General features: G+C 62.2%; 13 protein-coding genes and 2 pseudogenes. 6 read left to right on the forward strand and 9 right to left on the reverse strand.

All coding sequences use genetic code 11. The annotated features are described in order from the left end of the window. Positions 1 to 26: 26 nt before the first annotated feature. The 5 genes from NL154_RS10635 to NL154_RS10655 form a co-directional block, all read right to left on the reverse strand. Positions 27 to 1,538 (reverse strand): ATP-binding protein, encoded by a 1,512-nt coding sequence (locus tag NL154_RS10635; RefSeq protein WP_221123378.1) that lies wholly within the window; start codon positions 1,536 to 1,538, stop codon positions 27 to 29. Positions 1,539 to 1,666: 128 nt separating this feature from the next. Further along, positions 1,667 to 2,467 carry a glutamate racemase gene (murI, locus tag NL154_RS10640; protein ID WP_434734022.1) on the reverse strand — a complete coding sequence of 267 codons (801 nt, stop codon included), beginning with the start codon at positions 2,465 to 2,467 and terminating at the stop codon, positions 1,667 to 1,669. Further along, positions 2,448 to 3,278 carry an RNA methyltransferase gene (locus NL154_RS10645; RefSeq protein WP_210631131.1) on the reverse strand — a complete coding sequence of 277 codons (831 nt, stop codon included), beginning with the start codon at positions 3,276 to 3,278 and terminating at the stop codon, positions 2,448 to 2,450. The genes murI and NL154_RS10645 overlap by 20 nt, the downstream gene beginning before the upstream one ends. Before the next feature lie 4 nt (positions 3,279 to 3,282). Next, a complete protein-coding gene (locus NL154_RS10650; RefSeq protein WP_434734023.1) occupies positions 3,283 to 5,322 on the reverse strand; it encodes an FUSC family protein in 2,040 nt (679 codons plus the stop codon). A gap of 88 nt (positions 5,323 to 5,410) precedes the next feature. Then, positions 5,411 to 5,953, reverse strand: a complete 543-nt coding sequence (locus NL154_RS10655; RefSeq protein ID WP_221123380.1) for a hypothetical protein — start codon at positions 5,951 to 5,953, stop codon at positions 5,411 to 5,413. A gap of 193 nt (positions 5,954 to 6,146) precedes the next feature. Here NL154_RS10655 and NL154_RS10660 point away from each other — a divergent pair, with 193 nt between their 5' ends. The 3 genes from NL154_RS10660 (at position 6,147) to NL154_RS10670 (ending at position 8,589) form a co-directional block, all read left to right on the forward strand. Continuing rightward, positions 6,147 to 7,358 carry an NADP-dependent isocitrate dehydrogenase gene (locus NL154_RS10660; protein ID WP_088674229.1) on the forward strand — a complete coding sequence of 404 codons (1,212 nt, stop codon included), beginning with the start codon at positions 6,147 to 6,149 and terminating at the stop codon, positions 7,356 to 7,358. A gap of 69 nt (positions 7,359 to 7,427) precedes the next feature. Then, a complete protein-coding gene (locus NL154_RS10665; protein WP_210631127.1) occupies positions 7,428 to 7,874 on the forward strand; it encodes a GNAT family N-acetyltransferase in 447 nt (148 codons plus the stop codon). 88 nt (positions 7,875 to 7,962) lie between these two features. Then, on the forward strand, positions 7,963 to 8,589 hold the full coding sequence (locus NL154_RS10670) for a glutathione S-transferase family protein (RefSeq protein ID WP_210631126.1): 627 nt from the start codon (positions 7,963 to 7,965) through the stop codon (positions 8,587 to 8,589). Positions 8,590 to 8,638: 49 nt separating this feature from the next. Here the strand turns inward: NL154_RS10670 and NL154_RS10675 are convergent. Beyond that, positions 8,639 to 9,037: pseudogene (locus tag NL154_RS10675) on the reverse strand (AraC family transcriptional regulator); the annotation flags it as partial. 1 nt (position 9,038) lies between these two features. Between NL154_RS10675 and NL154_RS10680 the strand changes: the two are divergent. Then, a pseudogene (locus tag NL154_RS10680) lies at positions 9,039 to 9,149 on the forward strand (LysE family translocator); the annotation flags it as partial. Between the two features lie 91 nt (positions 9,150 to 9,240). Here the strand turns inward: NL154_RS10680 and alaS are convergent. Continuing rightward, positions 9,241 to 11,895 carry an alanine--tRNA ligase gene (gene alaS, locus NL154_RS10685; RefSeq protein WP_221123381.1) on the reverse strand — a complete coding sequence of 885 codons (2,655 nt, stop codon included), beginning with the start codon at positions 11,893 to 11,895 and terminating at the stop codon, positions 9,241 to 9,243. A gap of 155 nt (positions 11,896 to 12,050) precedes the next feature. After that, complete coding sequence (recA, locus tag NL154_RS10690) at positions 12,051 to 13,139, reverse strand: recombinase RecA (protein ID WP_011425583.1); 1,089 nt, start codon at positions 13,137 to 13,139, stop codon at positions 12,051 to 12,053. A gap of 230 nt (positions 13,140 to 13,369) precedes the next feature. On the opposite strand from recA, the gene NL154_RS10695 reads away from it, so the two are divergent. Further along, positions 13,370 to 14,314 carry a carbohydrate kinase family protein gene (locus NL154_RS10695; protein WP_221147624.1) on the forward strand — a complete coding sequence of 315 codons (945 nt, stop codon included), beginning with the start codon at positions 13,370 to 13,372 and terminating at the stop codon, positions 14,312 to 14,314. 89 nt (positions 14,315 to 14,403) lie between these two features. Beyond that, complete coding sequence (locus NL154_RS10700) at positions 14,404 to 15,330, forward strand: pseudouridine-5'-phosphate glycosidase (protein WP_434734024.1); 927 nt, start codon at positions 14,404 to 14,406, stop codon at positions 15,328 to 15,330. Positions 15,331 to 15,592: 262 nt separating this feature from the next. On the opposite strand, the gene cckA is transcribed toward NL154_RS10700, so the two are convergent. Further along, on the reverse strand, positions 15,593 to 18,193 hold the full coding sequence (gene cckA / locus NL154_RS10705; protein ID WP_210631123.1) for a cell cycle histidine kinase CckA: 2,601 nt from the start codon (positions 18,191 to 18,193) through the stop codon (positions 15,593 to 15,595). Between the last annotated feature and the right edge of the window lie 278 nt (positions 18,194 to 18,471).

Genomic DNA, 18,471 nt, shown 5'->3' on the forward strand with positions numbered 1-18,471 from the left:
AACTGAGCCAAAGCCCGAAAACGCCACTATTCCGCAGCCAGAGGCTGATCGCCCGTATCCGGCGCGTTGGCGTCGCCTGGAGCCGTCTGACAATTCATGTCGGGAAACGCCACAATGCGCTTGCCGGAGAAATCCGTATGCACGACGACGATACCCTGCTCCTCGAAATAGCCGAGCAGGCGCCGCGCGCGCCGCGCCGAATGTGTGCCATAGGCGCGGGCAATGCGCGCATCCGACGGGCACGCCTCAGCGCGGACGGCGGCCTTGGCCAGCATCAGGAAGACACCCTGCAAATCGTCGGTGACGCCCGCCGACAGCGACAGCGCCGTCGCCCACTCATCGCTTGCCGCTGTTGCCGCATCGACGCCAGAGCGCGAGATCGCCACGCGCCGGCGGAAATCCGGCAGCGCGATCGGCGGCCCCGGCACGCGGCGCATGCGCAGCCGGACAAGAAAGTCCTGATAGAGCACGGAATCGGTGCGGAAGGCGGATGCGGGATCGTCGAGTATTTCGGCAAGCACACCGGCAAGGCGCTCCTCCCGTTCCTCGGCGGAGATCTCCGCCTGGCTCGCCCTCGTCTCCACCGGCGCTGGGGATGTGGCTGGCGCTGAGCGCGAGAGTTCGGCCAGGATATCGGTCGTCGGTCTCGGCGCCGGCGGTGCGCGGCGCACGAGCGGGCGCTGAAACTCTTCCGGGTCGGGCGTGAAGATCAGGTCCTCGACATCCTGCGGCGCATCCGGCAGCGGCATCAGCTTCGGGCTCGATGAGCGCGCCGAGGTCTCCACCGCGCCGATCTGGATCGGCAGCGGCCGGCGCGACAGGGCCGGCCCGAGAGCGACGAAATTGCCGCGCTTCAGATCGCGGAACATTTCCGCCTGGCGCCGATCCATGCCGAGCAGGTCGGCGGCGCGCGCCATGTCGATATCGAGGAAGGTGCGGCCCATCAGGAAGTTCGAGGCTTCGGCCGCGACGTTCTTGGCGAGCTTCGCGAGCCGCTGCGTTGCGATCACCCCGGCAAGCCCGCGCTTGCGGCCGCGGCACATCAGGTTGGTCATCGCGCCGAGCGACATCTTGCGCGCATCCTCCGAAACGTCTCCGCCGACCGACGGCGCAAACATCTGCGCCTCGTCGACGACCACGAGGACAGGATACCAATATTCGCGATCGGCATCGAACATGCCGTTGAGAAAGGCGGCAGCCGCGCGCATCTGCTGCTCGATATCGAGGCCCTCGAGCGTCAGAACGCAGGAAACTCGATGCTGGCGGATGCGGTTGGCGATGCCTGCCAGTTCCGCCTCGGTGCGCTCGCCGTCGACGACCACATGGCCGAACCTGTCGCTAAGGGTGACGAAATCACCTTCGGGATCGATGATGACCTGTTGCACCCATTGGGCGGACTGCTCGAGCAGGCGGCGCAGGAGATGCGATTTGCCGGAGCCGGAATTGCCTTGCACGAGCAGACGGGTCGCCAGCAACTCCTCGATATCAAGTGTCGCCGGAGCGCCGGACGCCAATCCCATATCGATGCCAACCTGCAATGCTGATCCTCGCGGCGAAGAGACTCACATGAATGAAGCGCCATTCTTCCGAAACGGCAACGCTCCGTCTATCAAAGAATGGACAGTTTTTCAGGGCCGGATTTCGCCAACCCACAGGACAATTCCGCTCATGCCCTCAAGCCGAATCCCTGCATCAGCCGCCGCGTCGCAAAATCGGGATTGCCTGACATGAAGACTGCAAAGTCGAAATTATCAGGATGCACTGCATCGGCAACCAGCGGCACCAGCGTGCGGGCGCGCCGCGCGATTGCCTCGGCTGGATCGAGCCAGTCGACCGGCCAGGGCGCAAGGCGGCGGAAAAGATTGGCCATGAAAGGATAGTGTGTGCAGGCAAGCACCACGATATCTGTCTTCTGGCCGCCCTTCTCGACGAAGCACTGGTCGATCTCGGCAAGCACCGCCTCGTCGGAGACGGCGTCACCACGAATATAGGCTTCGGCCATGCGCGCAAGGTTTTCCGAGCCGACAAGCCGCACGTGGCATTGCTGCGCGAAGGACTGGATGAGGTCGCGCGTATAGGCGCGCTTAACCGTCCCCGGCGTCGCCAGCACCGAAACCAAACCTGAGCGCGTCCGCTCCGCCGCCGGCTTGATCGCCGGCACTGTGCCGACGAAGGTCATCTGGGGAAAGGCGGCCCGCAGGTCGGCGCCAACGAGCGTGAAGGCGGTGTTGCAGGCGATGATACAGACTTCTGGATCGTGCTCCTGAAGCAGCTTGCCGAAGAGCCCGATGATGCGCTCTTTCAGCGCCTGCTCTTCCCACCCCCCATAGGGAAAGCCCGCATCATCAGCGACATAGATGAAGCCGCGTTCCGGCATTAGCGCACGCACCTCGCGCAGCACGGTCAGCCCGCCTATGCCTGAATCAAAGATGAGGACGGGTTTCAGCTCATTGGTCGGCGCTGTCATCGGTTGGCGCTTCCTTGCCGGATCTGGTGAAACCGCCTTTGCGCGGACTGTTTCGCGAAAAGCGATCGAGGGAGGAGATGACGCCGCGCAGCACGCTGATTTCCTGTTCCGTGAAGGCCCGGCGGGAGAGAACAGCGCGAAGGTTGTCCACCATTTTCGGCTTTTTCGAGGGCGGATGGAAATAGTTGCGCGAATCGAGCGCTTCTTCCAGCTGGTCGAACAGGCCGAAGAGCTGCTCCTTTGTGGAAGGCCGCTGCCCGAGCGCCTGGAACGGCACGGCTTCCAGATCTTCCATGCCGGACTTCATCCATTCATAGGACATCAGAAGCACGGCCTGAGCAATATTCAGCGACGCGAAGGCGGGATTGACCGGGAAGGTCACGATCTCGTCAGCCAGCGCCACTTCCTCATTGGTCAGACCCCAGCGCTCACGACCGAAGAGAATGCCCGTTGCCTCGCCTGCCCGGAACTTTGTGCGCAGCGTTTGCGCGGCAAAGACCGGGGAGCGCACCGGCTTATAGTTGTCGCGGCTGCGCGCCGTCGTTGCATAGACGAAATTGAGATCGGCGATTGCCTGCTCCAGCGTGGCGTAGACCTTCGTCGCTTCGATCACGTGATCGGCCTTGGAGGCGGTCGCCTGCGCTTTCTCGTTCGGCCAGCCGTCGCGCGGATTGACGAGACGCAGTTCGGCCAGGCCGAAATTCGCCATGGCGCGTGCCACCATGCCGATATTCTCGCCCATCTGGGGCTCGACCAGAATGATGGCCGGCCCTTCGGCCACAAGTTGACGCTCGCTGTTCGTGCCTGCCATAGTCTTATCCCTGTTTCGAGCGCGCAATAGCCTCGCCCGACGCAAACGGCAAGGTGTCTGCCTGCGGATAGAGCCTTTCCAGCGCCGAACCGATCATCTCGAGCCCCACCCGGGCGCCTTCTCGCGACACTGGCAAATGCCGCCCTGTCGTTCGCGACGCCTTGCGCCTGACGAAGAAACAAGCAGAGCCGCGCGGCGCCGCGTCAGCGATCAACGCGAGATCCGCCGCGATCAGCCTCTTCTGATCATTGTCGGCAGGCGGTGCTTCGTAGCTCCTCGCCAGGATGCGCGCCCAATAGGTGCAGGAAAGAAAGATCGCCAATGTCTGGCGGATCTGGCCGGGCCGCGTCACCACCGACCAGGAGGAGCCAAGCGGGCGAGCCGCCACCGTCACGTCGCGATAGCAGGCGTCGATCTTCTGCGACAATTCGATCAACTCGAAACCGCTCTTGCCCGCGCCGATTGCGCCTAGCAGCTCGCGCAGCGCCTGGAACCAACGGGCGAGCGCCGTATCGAGCGCGCCACGCGTGCGCGCCGGGAAAACGACGAAAGCGACTGCCGTTCCGGCCGCCGCGCCGATCATCGTCTCCCCGATGCGCAGTTTGAGCAGATCGAGCGTCAATACGCCGGTCATGCCGTAGACCAGACAGAGCACGATCGAAACGAAGAAGGTCATCGTCGCGTAGGAAACCTGCAGGAAATAGAAGGCGAGAAAGATGCCTATGGCCATGACCGGAATAGCGACACCGGGCACGCCCGAAATCAACGTCGCCAGGAGGAGGCCCATGGCGATGCCGAACACCGTGCCGAGCGAACGCGATAACGCTTTCATGGCTGTATCGCCGCGCGAATTGGTGTTGGTAAAGACAAGGAAAGAGGCAAGCACCGCCCAAAACCAGCGCTCGCGCGACAAGAGCAAACCAAAGCCCATGGCGATCGCCGAGGCGAGCGTGATCTGCAGCGCTGAACGCAACAGCGGATTGGCCAGCGAAAAATCGATCGCCTGAACTTGCGCGATATCCTTGGCCGCATCAATGCCGGAGAAACCGGATGCCCGTCCCTTGTTGATCGCCTCGACCAGTTGCCGCCGCGCTTCGCCCAGCCAGAGCAGCGCCCGTACGGTTTCGCCCTGCGGCTGATCCTTGATGGCCTCGGCCATTCCCTCATATCTTTTGAGTTCCGCCGCCTCAGCCTCGATCACCGCGTGAACGAGTGCAAAGGGCGGTGGACTCTGGAAGCTCAGCACGATAGCGCTTTCGGCGGCAAGATGCGCGTCGAAGAGCCGGATCGCCAGCTCCGCAGCGGGATCGGAAGCGCCGTCGAAGACGCCCGCTGATGGGCGCGGGATGAAGGTCTCGGCCATCAGCACCACTTCCTTCAGCCGGTCTTCCAGCTGGCGCAGTTCCTGCCGATCGGCATCGCCGATGTCGCCACTGGCGGCAAGGGCAGCGAGCTTGAAGAGGATCTGATTGATCCGCCCGCTGACACTTTCGAGCGAGCGCAGCAGATCGCGCCGCCAGTCATCAGGTAGAAGCACCACCCTTACCACATGGCCGACAAGCACGGAGACGACCGGCCCGATCGTCACCTCGGGCAGTTCGGCAAGCGGCGGCTGGAAATAGGCCCCCATGAAATAGGAGGTGAAGGCGAACATGCCGATCGCAAATCCGCGCGGCCCGAACACGCGGCCCGCCGATGCGAGCAGGATGATGACGAGAAAAACGAGGTCGGAGAGAACGCGTTGATCCTCGAGCCCTGCGGCAATGGCGACGACAGCAAGGCTTGCGGCGCAGCCGAACAGCCGCGTCACCAGCTGGCGCGCGTTGCCCTTATCGCGCACCGCCACCCCACCTTCGATCGACAGCACGATGCCGAGGCCAAAGGCCGCCGTCGGCAGCGGCAAGATGAAAGCTTTTATCGCAAGCAGGGTCAGGAACACGAGGACGATGGTCAGCGTCACCCGCGAGGCCATGCGCAGGCGCGAAAGCGCCGGATCATTGGCAAGCAGCCAGTCGCGGAACTGAAAACGGGAAAACAAATGCATGAGCCCCTCATGCCATGAAGCATCGATAGATACCGCCGCCGGAGCGGAAATCAAACCGCTGACACCCAATGCCGATCGAATGTCGCGCTTACTCGCCCTTGGCGATCAGCACCATAGTTTCCTTGAGCGAGGTCGGCCCCTGCCCCTCTTCACCCTGAATCATGATGTCGTCGATGACGGATTTGCCGTTCTCCTCAATGACCTCGAAACGCACAGTCGTGAAGTCATCCTTGTTAGGTGCGCCTTCCATGCAGGTCGCCGCCTTGAATTTCACCGTCACCTCTGTCGTGCCGTTTGCCGGCTGACCGCGTTCGATGGAAAGGTCCTGCAGCGGACAGGCATCTTGGCCGTTGACGATGACGTCATAGTCGAAGGGCGAAATGCCATCCTCGTCGGCCGCCGGGTTCTGGGCGGCTGCCTTGTATTTGTCGCCGAAGTCCTTGCTGTAGAGCCGGCCGAGCACGCTTTCCTCGAAAATATCGATCCAGTCGCTGACATCGCTCGCCCAGTTTGTCTGCGTGTCCTTCATGATTTCCTTGACCGGCTCAGTCGCATCGGCCGCAAGCAAAAGGCCAGGTGCAACAGACACGGCGACAACGAGGCCGGCGAACAGAACGGCGATCTTCTTCATGGCAAAATGTCCGGGACTCGGTCGGGCTTATGCCGCGGAGGTTAGCCATTTTCCGGCCCTTGGCAATGGCGGCAAAAACGTCATGTCCCTGCCCGTTGCAGCTTTGCGTTCCCGGCTCACAATGCTATAGCGCTCCGGATTACATCACCCAGCCGGGGCAACCGCCCCATTCCAAGCTTAACGAGGCAGATACATGAAGAAGATCAAGGTCGCCAATCCCGTCGCCGATCTCGACGGCGATGAAATGACGCGCATCATCTGGCAGCTCATCAAGGATAAGCTGATCCATCCGTATCTCGACCTCGACATCGACTACTACGACCTCTCGGTCGAAAACCGCGACGCCACCAACGACCAGGTCACCGTCGACGCCGCCAACGCCATTAAAAAGTACGGCGTCGGCATCAAGTGCGCGACCATCACGCCCGATGAAGCCCGCGTCAAGGAATTCAACCTCAAGGAAATGTGGAAGAGCCCGAACGGCACGATCCGCAACATCCTCGGCGGCGTCATCTTCCGCGAGCCGATCATCTGCCGCAACGTGCCGCGCCTGGTTCCCGGCTGGACCCAGCCGATCGTCGTCGGTCGTCACGCTTTCGGCGACCAGTATCGCGCCACCGACTTCAAATTCCCTGGCAAGGGCAAGCTGACGATCAAGTTCGTCGGCGAAGACGGCACGGTCATCGAGAAGGAAGTCTTTAACGCTCCGGGCGCCGGCGTTGCCATGGCCATGTACAACCTCGATGAATCGATCCGCGAATTCGCCCGCGCTTCGATGATGTACGGCCTGATGCGCAAGTGGCCGGTCTACCTGTCGACCAAGAACACCATCCTCAAGGCCTATGACGGCCGCTTCAAGGACATTTTCGAAGAAGTCTACGAGACCGAATTCAAGGACCAGTTCAAGGAAGTCGGCATCACCTATGAACACCGCCTGATCGACGACATGGTCGCTTCGGCCCTGAAGTGGTCTGGCGGCTACGTCTGGGCCTGCAAAAACTATGACGGCGACGTCCAGTCCGACACGGTTGCGCAGGGCTTCGGCTCGCTCGGCCTGATGACCTCGGTTCTGCTGACGCCCGACGGCAAGACGGTTGAAGCCGAAGCCGCTCACGGCACGGTGACCCGCCATTACCGCCAGCACCAGAAGGGCCAGGAAACCTCGACGAACTCGATCGCCTCGATCTTCGCCTGGACCCGCGGCCTCGCGCACCGCGCCAAGCTCGACGACAATGCCGAACTCGCCAAGTTCGCCTCGACGCTGGAAAAGGTCTGCGTCGATACCGTCGAATCCGGCTTCATGACCAAGGACCTGGCGCTGCTCATCGGCCCCGACCAGCCGTGGCTCTCGACCACCGCCTTCCTCGACAAGATCGACCAGAACCTGCAGAAGGCCATGGCGTAATCAGGTCTTTTCGGAATAGCATTGACGGCGGGGATTTCCCCGCCGTTTTTCGTTTTGGGAGAATTGAAAATGACGGCGACCGTGCGCCCGCTCCAACCCTCTGACCGCGCCGCCTGGGAGCCCTTATGGGCGGCTTACCAGCGTTTCTACGAAGTAGTCATCCCGCCTGAAACCACGGACCTCACCTGGGGCCGCTTCCACGATCCCGACGAACCGATGCACGCGCTCGGCGCCTTCGACGAAGACGGCCGCCTCGTCGGCATCGCCCACGCGATCTTCCATCGCTCCTGCTGGCTGCCGCAATGGACCTGCTATCTGCAGGACCTTTATGTCGAGGACAGCCAACGCGGGCTCGGCAGCGGAGCCGCGCTGATCGAGGCTGTCGCCGGGCTGGCACGGCAAAACGGTGCCGGCCGGCTCTACTGGATGACCCATGAAGGCAATGTCACCGCCCGGCGCCTCTACGACAGGATCGCCGAACGCTCGGGGTTCATCCAGTACCGCAAGGCGCTTTGAACGCCGGGGGTTGCACAAGGATCTTGCCGCTCTATTGATTCTGCCGAGCGGGAAACGCCTGAAATAATCGCTACACGATGAGGATGTCATGACCGAAGAACTGGTATTCTATACCAACCCGATGTCGCGCGGACGCATCGCGCGCTGGATGCTGGAGGAGATCGGGCAGCCCTATCGCACCGAACTCCTGACCTTCGGTGAAACCATGAAGGCGCCGGAATATCTCAAGGTCAATCCGATGGGCAAGGTGCCGGCGATCCGTCACGGCAACACCATCGTCACCGAATGCGCAGCGATCTGCGCCTATCTTGCCGAAACCTTTCCGGAAAAGGGTCTGGCGCCGAGGCCGGAGGAGCGCGCCGCCTATTACCGCTGGTTGTTCTTTGCCGCCGGCCCTCTTGAATCGGCGGTAACGATGAAAGCGCTCGGCTTCGAAATTCCCGCCGAACGCCTGCGCATGGCCGGCTGCGGCGGTTTCGGCGACGTCATGAACACGCTCGAAATGGCCGTCTCCGGCTCGACCTATGTCACCGGCGAACGCTTCACCGCCGCCGACGTCTATGTCGGCGCCCATATCGGCTGGGGCCTCGGTTTCGGCAGCATTGAAAAGCGCCAGGCCTTCATCGATTATTTCGGCCGCATCAGCGAGCGGGAAGCCTACAAACGCGCCAATGACCTGGACGACGAGGCCGGCAAGACGATGCAGGCCGCCTGACGTTCAATCCGGCGCGACGGCCAAGCCGCCGCGTCGGGGATGTCCGCCGTCAGGCGAGCGGCATGTGAATATCCGTCATCAGTTCGGTCGGCGGCACCTCGCGCGGGTTGTTCAGATACTCCTCGAACATGATGCTGTCCTTCAGCTGCCGTCCTGACTTTGGCAGCCACTCCGCGTAGAGCCACTGATAGGCCTTATACATGTCGGCATAGGGACCTTTGTGGCGTAGCACGGCATAGTCGCCACCGTCGAAACTGCGCCGCTCGAACGGCGCCTCGGCTGGAACGTCCGAACCACTCGTGACGCAGGCGATCGAGCGCAGCTTCTCAGCCGGCACGATGTCCGGGTCATCGACATAGACGCCGATCATCCGCATAGCGGGTCTGCCAAGGCCGCGGGCGTAAAGTGTGCCGAACAACGTCTCGAAGGCTTTGCCGATCTGCATGTAGATCCGTTCACGGCTTGGCTCGATGCGCCGTTTCCCGAAACTGCCGCAATATATGCTCGCAACAGTCTTTACCGGGCTCGCGTGCCGTTTCGCACTGCAGACGAGAAACTGACCGCCGCCGCCGCGCAGCGAAAACAAAACCGGCTGCGAAATCCAAGATCTCGCAGCCGGCTGCTCTTTCAAACAGTTCTCACGCTCGACGATCAGCCTGCAAGTGCCGCTGCAACAGCCTCGAGCGCCTCATCAGCCTTGGCGCCGTTCGGACCGCCGGCCTGCGCCATGTCGGGACGTCCGCCGCCGCCTTTGCCGCCGAGGGCGGCCGAGGCGACACGCACCAGATCGACAGCACTGAAACGCTCAACGAGATCCGGCGTCACCGCAACGACGGCGCTCGCCTTGCCATCTTCGGATACACCGATCAGCGTCACGATGCCGGAACCGATGCTGGCCTTGCCGTCATCGGCAAGACCCTTCAGGTCCTTCGGATCGACGCCGGCCACGGCCTTACCGAGGAATTTCACTCCAGCGACCTCGCGCACCGCATCGGCAGAGCCGCCCTGCCCGCCGCCCATGGCGAGCTTGCGCTTGGCGTCGGCCAGTTCCTTTTCGAGCTTGCGGCGCTCGTCCATCAGCGCTTCGACGCGCGACAGAACTTCCGAAGGCTGCACCTTCAGCGAGGCAGCGAGCGTCTTCACGCGATCATCCTGCTCGGCGAGATATTCGCGCGCCGATTCACCGGTCACCGCTTCGATACGGCGAACACCGGCGCCGACGGCGCTTTCGCCGAGGATGCGCACGAGGCCGATCTGACCGGTCGCCGACACATGCGTGCCACCACAAAGTTCGACCGAGTAAGGCCTGTTGCTTTTTGCACCGTGCAGACCCGTGCCCATCGAAACGACGCGCACCTCATCGCCGTATTTCTCGCCGAAGAGCGCCATCGCGCCTTCGGCGATCGCGTCGTCGACGCTCATCAGGCGGGTCGTGACGGGCGCATTCTGCAGCACGATCTCGTTTGCCATGTCCTCGACCACCTTCAACTCCTCGGCCGACATCGGCTTGGGATGCGAAACGTCGAAACGCAGGCGCTCGGGCGCAACCAGCGAGCCCTTCTGGGCAACGTGGGTTCCGAGCACTTCGCGCAGCGCCTCGTGCAGCAGGTGGGTTGCCGAATGGTTGGCGCGCAGACGCGAACGGCGTGCATGGTCGACAGTCAGAACGACAGCATCGCCTGTCTTGAAGGCACCTTGGACGACGGTGCCGGTATGCACGAAGAGGCCCTCGCCCTTCTTCTGCGTGTCCGATATCTCGATCTTGCCGTGGTCCGAGGAGATGACGCCGGTATCGCCCATCTGACCGCCGGATTCTCCATAGAACGGCGTCTGGTTGACGACGATCTGCACCTTGTCGCCGGCCTTGGCTTCGTCGGCAACGGCGCTGTCTTTGACGATCGCCTGCACCACGCCTTCAGCGCTCTCTGTGTCGTAACCGAGGAACTCGGTTGCGCCATGCTTTTCCTTAAGCTCGAACCAGACGGTTTCGGTTGCCTTCTCGCCGGAGCCGGCCCAATGCGAGCGGGCTTCGGCCTTCTGGCGCTCCATGGCATCGGTGAAGCCCGCGATGTCGACGCCGATCTCGCGAGCGCGCAGGGCGTCTTGCGTCAGGTCGAGCGGGAAGCCGTAGGTGTCGTAAAGCTTGAAGGCGGTCTCGCCATCCAGCATGTCGCCCTTGCCGAGATCTGTGGTCGCATCCGACAGCAGCGACAGGCCACGCTCCAGCGTCTTGCGGAAGCGGCCTTCTTCAAGCTTCAGCGTCTCTGAGATCAGCGCCTCGGCGCGCACGAGTTCCGGATAAGCGCGGCCCATCTCCTGCACCAGCGTCGGCAGCAGCTTGTACATCAGCGGCTCCTTGGCGCCGAGAAGCTGGGCGTGCCGCATGGCGCGACGCATGATACGGCGCAGCACATAGCCTCGGCCCTCATTCGACGGCAGCACGCCGTCGGCGATCAGGAAGGCCGAGGAGCGCAGATGGTCGGCGATGACGCGGTGGCTGGCGCTGCCTTCCGCCTTGACTCCTATCGTGTCCTCGATGGTGCCGGTCAGCATGCGGAAAAGATCGGTATCGAAGACGCTCTGAACGCCCTGGAGGATGCAGGCCATGCGCTCCAGACCCATGCCGGTGTCGATCGACGGACGCGGCAGCGGATTGCGAACCCCCGGCTCGGTCTGCTCGAACTGCATGAAAACCAGGTTCCAGAATTCCAGGAACCGGTCACCGTCTTCCTCGGGCGAACCGGGAGGGCCGCCCCAGACATTCTCGCCCTGGTCAATGAAGATTTCCGAGCACGGGCCGCAGGGGCCGGTATCGCCCATCTGCCAGAAGTTGTCGGAGGTCGGGATGCGGATGATCTTGTCGTCGGAGAAACCGGCGATCTTCTTCCACAAAGCCGCAGCTTCCTCGTCTTCGGAATAGACGGTCACCAGCAGACGATGCTTCGGCAGGCCGAACCCTTCGGTCACCAGCTTCCAGGCAAGCTCGATCGCATTCTCCTTGAAATAGTCGCCGAAGGAGAAATTGCCGAGCATTTCGAAGAAGGTCAGGTGACGCGCGGTATAGCCGACATTGTCGAGGTCATTATGCTTGCCGCCGGCGCGCACGCACTTCTGCGAGGTTGTCGCCGTCGCATAAGGACGTTTTTCCAGGCCGGTAAAGACGTTCTTGAATTGCACCATGCCGGCATTGGTGAACATCAGCGTCGGGTCGTTGCGCGGCACGAGCGGACTGGACGGAACGATCTCGTGGCCGTTCTTCTTGAAATAGTCGAGGAAGGTCGACCGGATATCGTTCACGCCGCTCATTCTATGCCCTTCAATGCTGCCCGAGGCCGGTAAATACAAATCCATCGGCTTTTAACGTTCGCCTCCGCCACTGTCCAGCCGACAAACAAAACCGGCCGCATTCTGATAAGGGAATGCAGCCGGCTGAGATATCAGATCAAGTTCAAGCGCGAAAATTACATTTCCGCGGCGGCATCGCCGTCATCGGCATCCGGACCGCCATTCTGCAGGAAACGATCGGCGATCAGGCCGGCATTCTGGCGCAGCGCCAGCTCGATCTCCCGAGCGAGATCCGGATTGTCGCGCAGGAAGGTTTTGGCGTTTTCGCGGCCCTGGCCGAGACGCTGGCTGTTATAGGAGAACCAGGCGCCCGACTTCTCGACGATACCGGCCTTGACGCCGAGATCGACGAGTTCGCCTGTCTTCGACACGCCTTCGCCATACATGATGTCGAACTCGACCTGCTTGAAGGGAGGCGCCATCTTGTTCTTGACGACCTTGACGCGGGTCTGGTTGCCGACCACCTCTTCGCGCTCCTTGACCGAGCCGATGCGGCGAATGTCGAGGCGCACGGACGCATAGAATTTCAGCGCATTGCCGCCCGTCGTTGTCTCCGGCGAACCGAACATGACGCCGATCTTCATGCGGATCTGGTTGATGAAGATCACCATGCAATTCGACTTGGAGATCGAAGCGGTCAGCTTGCGCAGCGCCTGGCTCATCAGGCGGGCTTGCATGCCCGGCAGGCTGTCGCCCATCTCGCCTTCGATTTCGGCGCGCGGCGTCAGCGCGGCGACCGAGTCGACGACGAGAACGTCGACGGCGCCGGAGCGCACCAGCGTGTCGGTGATTTCGAGCGCCTGCTCGCCGGTGTCTGGCTGCGAGATCAGAAGGTTCTGCAGATCGACGCCAAGCTTGCGGGCATAGACCGGGTCGAGCGCGTGTTCAGCATCGACGAAAGCGCAGATGCCGCCCTTCTTCTGCGATTCCGCAATGGTTTGCAGCGCAAGCGTTGTTTTGCCCGAGCTTTCCGGCCCATAGATTTCAATGATACGGCCCTTCGGCAGACCGCCGATGCCGAGCGCGATATCAAGACCAAGCGAGCCCGTCGAAACCGTCTCGATCTCGACAACGTTCTCGTTGGAACCGAGTTTCATAATCGAGCCCTTGCCGAACGACCGCTCAATCTGTGAGAGTGCCGCTTCAAGCGCCTTGCTTTTGTCCACCGATTTGTCCTCTACCAGCCGCAATGAATTCTGAGACATCCGATCCACCTTTAGGTTATTGAAGCCGCTCAAGCAATGTCGAGTTTGTACCCTATTTGTTCCATTCCCGCAATAGGCGTACAAACATTTGAAAGAAAAAGGTAAAACGGCCCGTGTTCTACATTTGTTTTATCAATGCAAAGCAACGGCTTAGGCCTTATGAGCCGGCTTTGTCGCAGCCAGGCGGACCGCTTCGATTCGCCTTTCCCGGGTTATGAGAAGCGGGTGAGTTGATGAAAAAGATTCTCGTTCTCGGCGGCGCCCATATCGACAGGCGTGGCCGCATCTCCGGCGAAACGGCGCCAGGGGCCAGCAACCCCGGCACCTGGATCGAGGAGCCGGGCGGCGGCGGTTTCAATGCGGCGCGCAACCTTGCAAGACTGGGCTTTCACGTGACGATGATCTCGCCGCGCGGCGGCGATCCCTTCGGCGAAATGGTCGGCGAAGCCGCCGATTTCGCCGGCATCGACGACCGGCCCTTCGTCTTCCTCGACCGCAAGACGCCGAGCTACACAGCGATCATCGAGAAGAACGGCGACCTCGTGATCGCCCTTGCCGACATGGATCTCTACCGCTTCTTCGTGCCGCGGCGCCTGTCCATCCGCTGGGTGCGCGAGGCCTTCGCCGCGCATGATTTCATTCTCGTCGACGCCAATCTGCCGGAAGAGACGATCGCGGCGATCGTCGCCAAGGCGAACTCCCTGGCCAAACCCGTCGCGGCCATCGCAATCTCGCCGGCCAAGGTGGTCCGGCTGAAACCCTGCATCGCGGATATCGACTATCTGTTCCTGAACGAGGCCGAAGCCGCTGCCGTTACCGGCGTGCAGCCGGAGGATTCGGGCGGTTGGCCGCCGCTCCTGAACGAGATCGGCATCAGAAACGCCGTGGTCACCCGCGGCCGGCGCGAGCTTGTTGCGATTTGCAAAGACCGCGCCGTGGCGCTGCAGCCGCCAATCGCCGACACCGTCGCCGATGTCACGGGCGCCGGCGATTCCCTTGCCGCCGGCACGCTCGCCGCCTTGATATTTGGCCTGCCGCTTGAGGAGGCCATTCGCCACGGCGCGGCGGCGGCAGCGCTCACGGTGCAGTCACGGCACGCCGTCAACGAAAATCTGACGCCGGATCTCTTGAACGAGGCACTTGCCCTTGTTCCCGAGGTCAGAATTCTACATTGAAGCGACTGAATTAAAGAGTTGAGCATGATGCCGTTCGAAAACCGCCCACACTTTTCGGTTTCATGCTCCGCCGATCACAGGACAAGATCATGACCAAGCCCATCTCCCCTCTTCTGCCGATCGCCTATTCGAAGGAGGTCGCCAGCGCCAAGCAGCGCGGCGCACCGCTGGTGGCGCTGGAATCGACCATCATCACGCATGGCATGCCCTATCCCGGCAATATCGAAATGGCGCGCAGCGTCGAGACGATCATTCGCGAACAGGGCGCCGTGCCGGCAACGATCGCGGTCATCCACGGCACGCTGCATATCGGCCTTGAAGCTGCGCAACTGGAGCAGCTTGCCAAGGCAACTGAGGTGATGAAGGTGTCGCGGGCCGATCTCGCCTTCGCGATCGCCGAGCGCCGCACCGGCGCCACCACGGTCGCGGCGACGATGATCGCGGCGGCCCGCGCCGGCATTCGTGTCTTCGCCACAGGCGGCATCGGCGGCGTGCACCGCGGCGCCGAGGAAAGCTTCGATATATCAGCCGATCTCGAAGAGCTCGCGCGCACCGGCGTTATCGTCGTCTGCGCCGGCGCCAAGGCAATCCTCGACATTCCAAAGACGCTTGAAGTGCTGGAGACGCGCGGCGTGCCCGTGGTCACCTATGAGAGCGAAGAATTCCCAGCCTTCTGGTCGCGTTCATCAGGTATCGGCAGCCCGCTCTCGCTGAACAGCCCGGCGGCCATCGCCAATTTCCAGACGGTGCGCGAACAGCTCGGCATCGACGGCGGCATGCTCGTCGCCAATCCGGTGCCGGAAGCCGACGAAATCGCGCGTGAAGAGATGGAAATCTATATCGAGCGGGCACTTGATAGCGCCGAGCGCGACGAAGTGACCGGCAAGGCGGTGACGCCTTATCTGCTCTCGACCATCTTCGACCTGACGGATGGTCAGAGCCTGAAGACGAACATCGCTCTGGTGGAGAACAATGCAAGGCTTGCGGCGGAGATTGCCGTGGCTTTGGGTGAGTAATTTTTGACGGCCGGGCCGGTCCCGCCATACAGATAGATAGTGCCGTTGAGCCGCCCCTCTGCTCTGCCGGGCATCTCCCCCACAGGTGGGGAGATTGGCTGGACCCAAGGTTTACCAAAACAATAGGCGTTGTAGCTCGGCAAAGCGGTGGCTGTGTGGGACGGCTAAGCCGCTCATCGATCTCCCCCTTGTGGGGGAGATGTCCGGCAGGACAGAGCGGGTGCCACACAGTGTGCTCTCTCCGGAAACCATCAAGCCGTAATTAGCTATCCAACGTTTCCTTCACCACCACGGCAAGCTGCTTCAGCGAGAACGGCTTGGGCAAAAATCCGAATTTCGCATCCGGGGGCAGATTGCGGGCAAAGGCGTCCTCGGCATAGCCGGAGACGAAGATGAATTTCAGGTCGGGATAATTCTTTCGCAACTCGCGCAGCAGCGTCGGGCCGTCCATTTCGGGCATGACCACGTCGGAAACGACAATGTCGACCTTGCCCTCGAGCTCCTCCATGATGCTCAGCGCCTCGACGCCCGAGCCCGCCTCATGCACGGTGTAGCCGCGCGTTTCCAGCATGCGCTTGCCGCCGCGGCGCACCGCTTCCTCGTCTTCGACGAGAAGGACGACGGCCGAGCCGGTCAGGTCCTCCGGCTGCTGCGCGGTCACCGCGGGCGCGGCTGGGACTTCATTGATGGCACTGTCGATTGAACCCGCCTCCGCGGCAATCGCCGGCTCCGGGATGTGGCGCGGCAGGAAGACCCGGAAGGTCGTGCCTTTGCCGACTTCGGATTCTGGCTGGATGTAGCCGCCGGACTGCTTGACGATGCCGTAGACCATGGCGAGACCAAGCCCGGTGCCCTTGCCGACATCCTTGGTGGTGAAGAAGGGCTCGAAAATCTTGTCCATGATCTCGGGCGCGATGCCTGTACCGGTATCGGCGACTTCGACCAGCACCATGTCCTCGGCCGGCATGTAGGAATAGTTGAAGGCCGCGACGTCGGCTGCAGTCAGATTACGGGTGCGCAGCGTCAGCGTGCCGCCGTCGGGCATTGCGTCGCGCGCATTGACGCAGAGATTGATTAGCACCTGCTCGAATTGCGAAAGGTCCGTTTTGACGGGCCAGAGATCGCGGCCATATTGCACATCGAGCTTGACATTGGTGCCGGAGAGCAGCCGGTCGACCAGCATGCGCAGGTCGCCGACGACATCGGTGAGGTTCAGCACCGAGGGCCGCATCGTCTGCTTACGTGAGAAGGCGAGCAACTGGCGCACCAGCACCGCGGCGCGGTTGGCGTTGCGCTTGATTTCCATCAGATCGGCGAAGCTTGCATCGGAAGGACGCGCCTGCAGCAGCAGGTGATCGGAAGAAAGCAGGATCGCCGTCAGGACGTTGTTGAAGTCATGTGCAATACCACCGGCGAGCGTTCCGACAGCGTTCATCTTTTGCGTCTGCGCCATTTGCGCTTCCAGCGCCTTCTGCTCGGTCACCTCGACGGCATAGACGATCGCCGCTTCTTCCGGCGCCTCGTCGCTCTGGTCGATGACGGCGTTGACATAGAAGCGGAAATAGCGCGCCTCGTCGGTCGGCGTGCGGGTGTCGAGCGGCGGGATGTCACCCTGCCGGTCCTTGGCGGCCGTCAGCGCCGCGGCCAGTTGCGGCCGGTCGCTCTCCTGCACGATGGTTTCGAGATACGGCGCCTTTTCCAGGTCGTCGCGCGAGACGATGCCGGAGAACAGCTTCAGGAACGGAGCGTTGGTGCGCAGGATGCGTCCATCGCCGTCGACCGAGGCGATCGCCATCGGCGTATTGTTGAAGAAGCGGGTGAAGCGCATGGCGGCGGCCGAAGCGGACTGGCCGCTCTCGCTGCTCTTTCCGCGCGCCAGCACGATCGTCCGGCTTTCGCCTGGAGCGCCGTCGCGCATCGAGGTGACGCTGTGGATGATCTGCACCGGCAGGCTCTGGCCGTTGGTCTTGCGCAGATCGAGATCCAGCGTCACGGTTTTTTTCAGGCCGGGCTCGGCCTGCACCGACTGGATCAGCGCCAGCCCCTCGCCCGCCACCAGATCGCCGATCGACATCGAGCCGGGCAGGAACTTGGTCAGGTCGAGGCCCAGCCACTCGGCAAGTGTCGCGTTCAGGTAGAAGATTTCGCCCTTCCTGCCGGCGGAGAAGAAACCGGCCGGAGCGTGATCGAGATAGTCGATCGCATTCTGCAGCTCCTTGAAGAAGCGCTCCTGATCGTCGCGTTCGGCGGTAATGTCGGTGATCTGCCAGATCTGAAGCGGCTTGCCGCCATCATCCTCCGGCTGCAGCAGCCGCACCTTCAGCCGGTACCAATGCGCGCCCGAGCTGTTGCTGCCGGGCCCGACGGCGCGCAGCAGGCGGAATTCCTCCCGGCCCTCCTTGCCCTCGCGCAGACCGTTGACCAGCCGGTAGAGCGCCTCGTTGGATTCGCGATGCCGCGACAGCAGCGTTTCCAGCGTCTGCACTTCTGTTGCCTTGCGCGCGCCGGTGAGCGCGCCATAGGCGGCGTTGGCATAGATGATACGGCCCTTTTCGTCGGTGATCAGCGTGCCATCCGGGTGGCTGTTGAGGAAGGCGCGCGCCAGGCTGTCGGACTGGCGCTGCGGCATCACTTCGATGAAGCCGATGACGGAAGATACCAGGAAGAAGATGCCGACCATGGCGAGAACGCCTAGACCGCCGAGCACCATCTCGTTGTCGAGCGATCGCTTGAAGACGACAAAAGCCCCGGCGGCCGCGATCAGCACGAGCGCCAGGAGAAGAATGCGCAAAACCGTGCCAGAACGCCCCCCACGATCCACAAGCGGTGCGTTATAGTCGTCGACCTGACGCGGTTTCGTCATATATTCCTCGCATATGCCCCCCCACCTCGTAGCACGAATAAGAAGCGGGAATCAGGCGCTCTTTCCTTCTTAGCAATTTGCCAAGCCGGCAAAAACACCGGTCGCCGGCAAGACCGCTTGAATTCACAGGCAAGAGCGCCATCTGCGGCTGATGCCTGCGGCAGCTGCCTGCGCGCGACGCCGGCAGCTGCAATTCGGCATAACACGAAATCGCATTCGTGCATGGCTGGACAGGGCCGGCTGCCCTTGCCTAAGGGACGGAAAAGTCGTCAATATGT

Source organism: Rhizobium sp. YTUHZ044 (assembly GCF_051123975.1).
Lineage (GTDB): Bacteria > Pseudomonadota > Alphaproteobacteria > Rhizobiales > Rhizobiaceae > Rhizobium.

Coding starts and splice junctions, on each gene's coding strand:
- alaS (WP_221123381.1), bottom strand. CDS start 11,895: ATGAGCGGCGTGAACGATATCCGGTCGACCTTCCTCGACTATTTCAAG.
- NL154_RS10645 (WP_210631131.1), bottom strand. CDS start 3,278: ATGGCAGGCACGAACAGCGAGCGTCAACTTGTGGCCGAAGGGCCGGCC.
- NL154_RS10655 (WP_221123380.1), bottom strand. CDS start 5,953: ATGAAGAAGATCGCCGTTCTGTTCGCCGGCCTCGTTGTCGCCGTGTCT.
- NL154_RS10670 (WP_210631126.1), top strand. CDS start 7,963: ATGACCGAAGAACTGGTATTCTATACCAACCCGATGTCGCGCGGACGC.
- recA (WP_011425583.1), bottom strand. CDS start 13,139: ATGTCTCAGAATTCATTGCGGCTGGTAGAGGACAAATCGGTGGACAAA.
- NL154_RS10660 (WP_088674229.1), top strand. CDS start 6,147: ATGAAGAAGATCAAGGTCGCCAATCCCGTCGCCGATCTCGACGGCGAT.
- NL154_RS10650 (WP_434734023.1), bottom strand. CDS start 5,322: ATGCATTTGTTTTCCCGTTTTCAGTTCCGCGACTGGCTGCTTGCCAAT.
- cckA (WP_210631123.1), bottom strand. CDS start 18,193: ATGACGAAACCGCGTCAGGTCGACGACTATAACGCACCGCTTGTGGAT.
- murI (WP_434734022.1), bottom strand. CDS start 2,467: ATGACAGCGCCGACCAATGAGCTGAAACCCGTCCTCATCTTTGATTCA.
- NL154_RS10665 (WP_210631127.1), top strand. CDS start 7,428: ATGACGGCGACCGTGCGCCCGCTCCAACCCTCTGACCGCGCCGCCTGG.
- NL154_RS10700 (WP_434734024.1), top strand. CDS start 14,404: ATGACCAAGCCCATCTCCCCTCTTCTGCCGATCGCCTATTCGAAGGAG.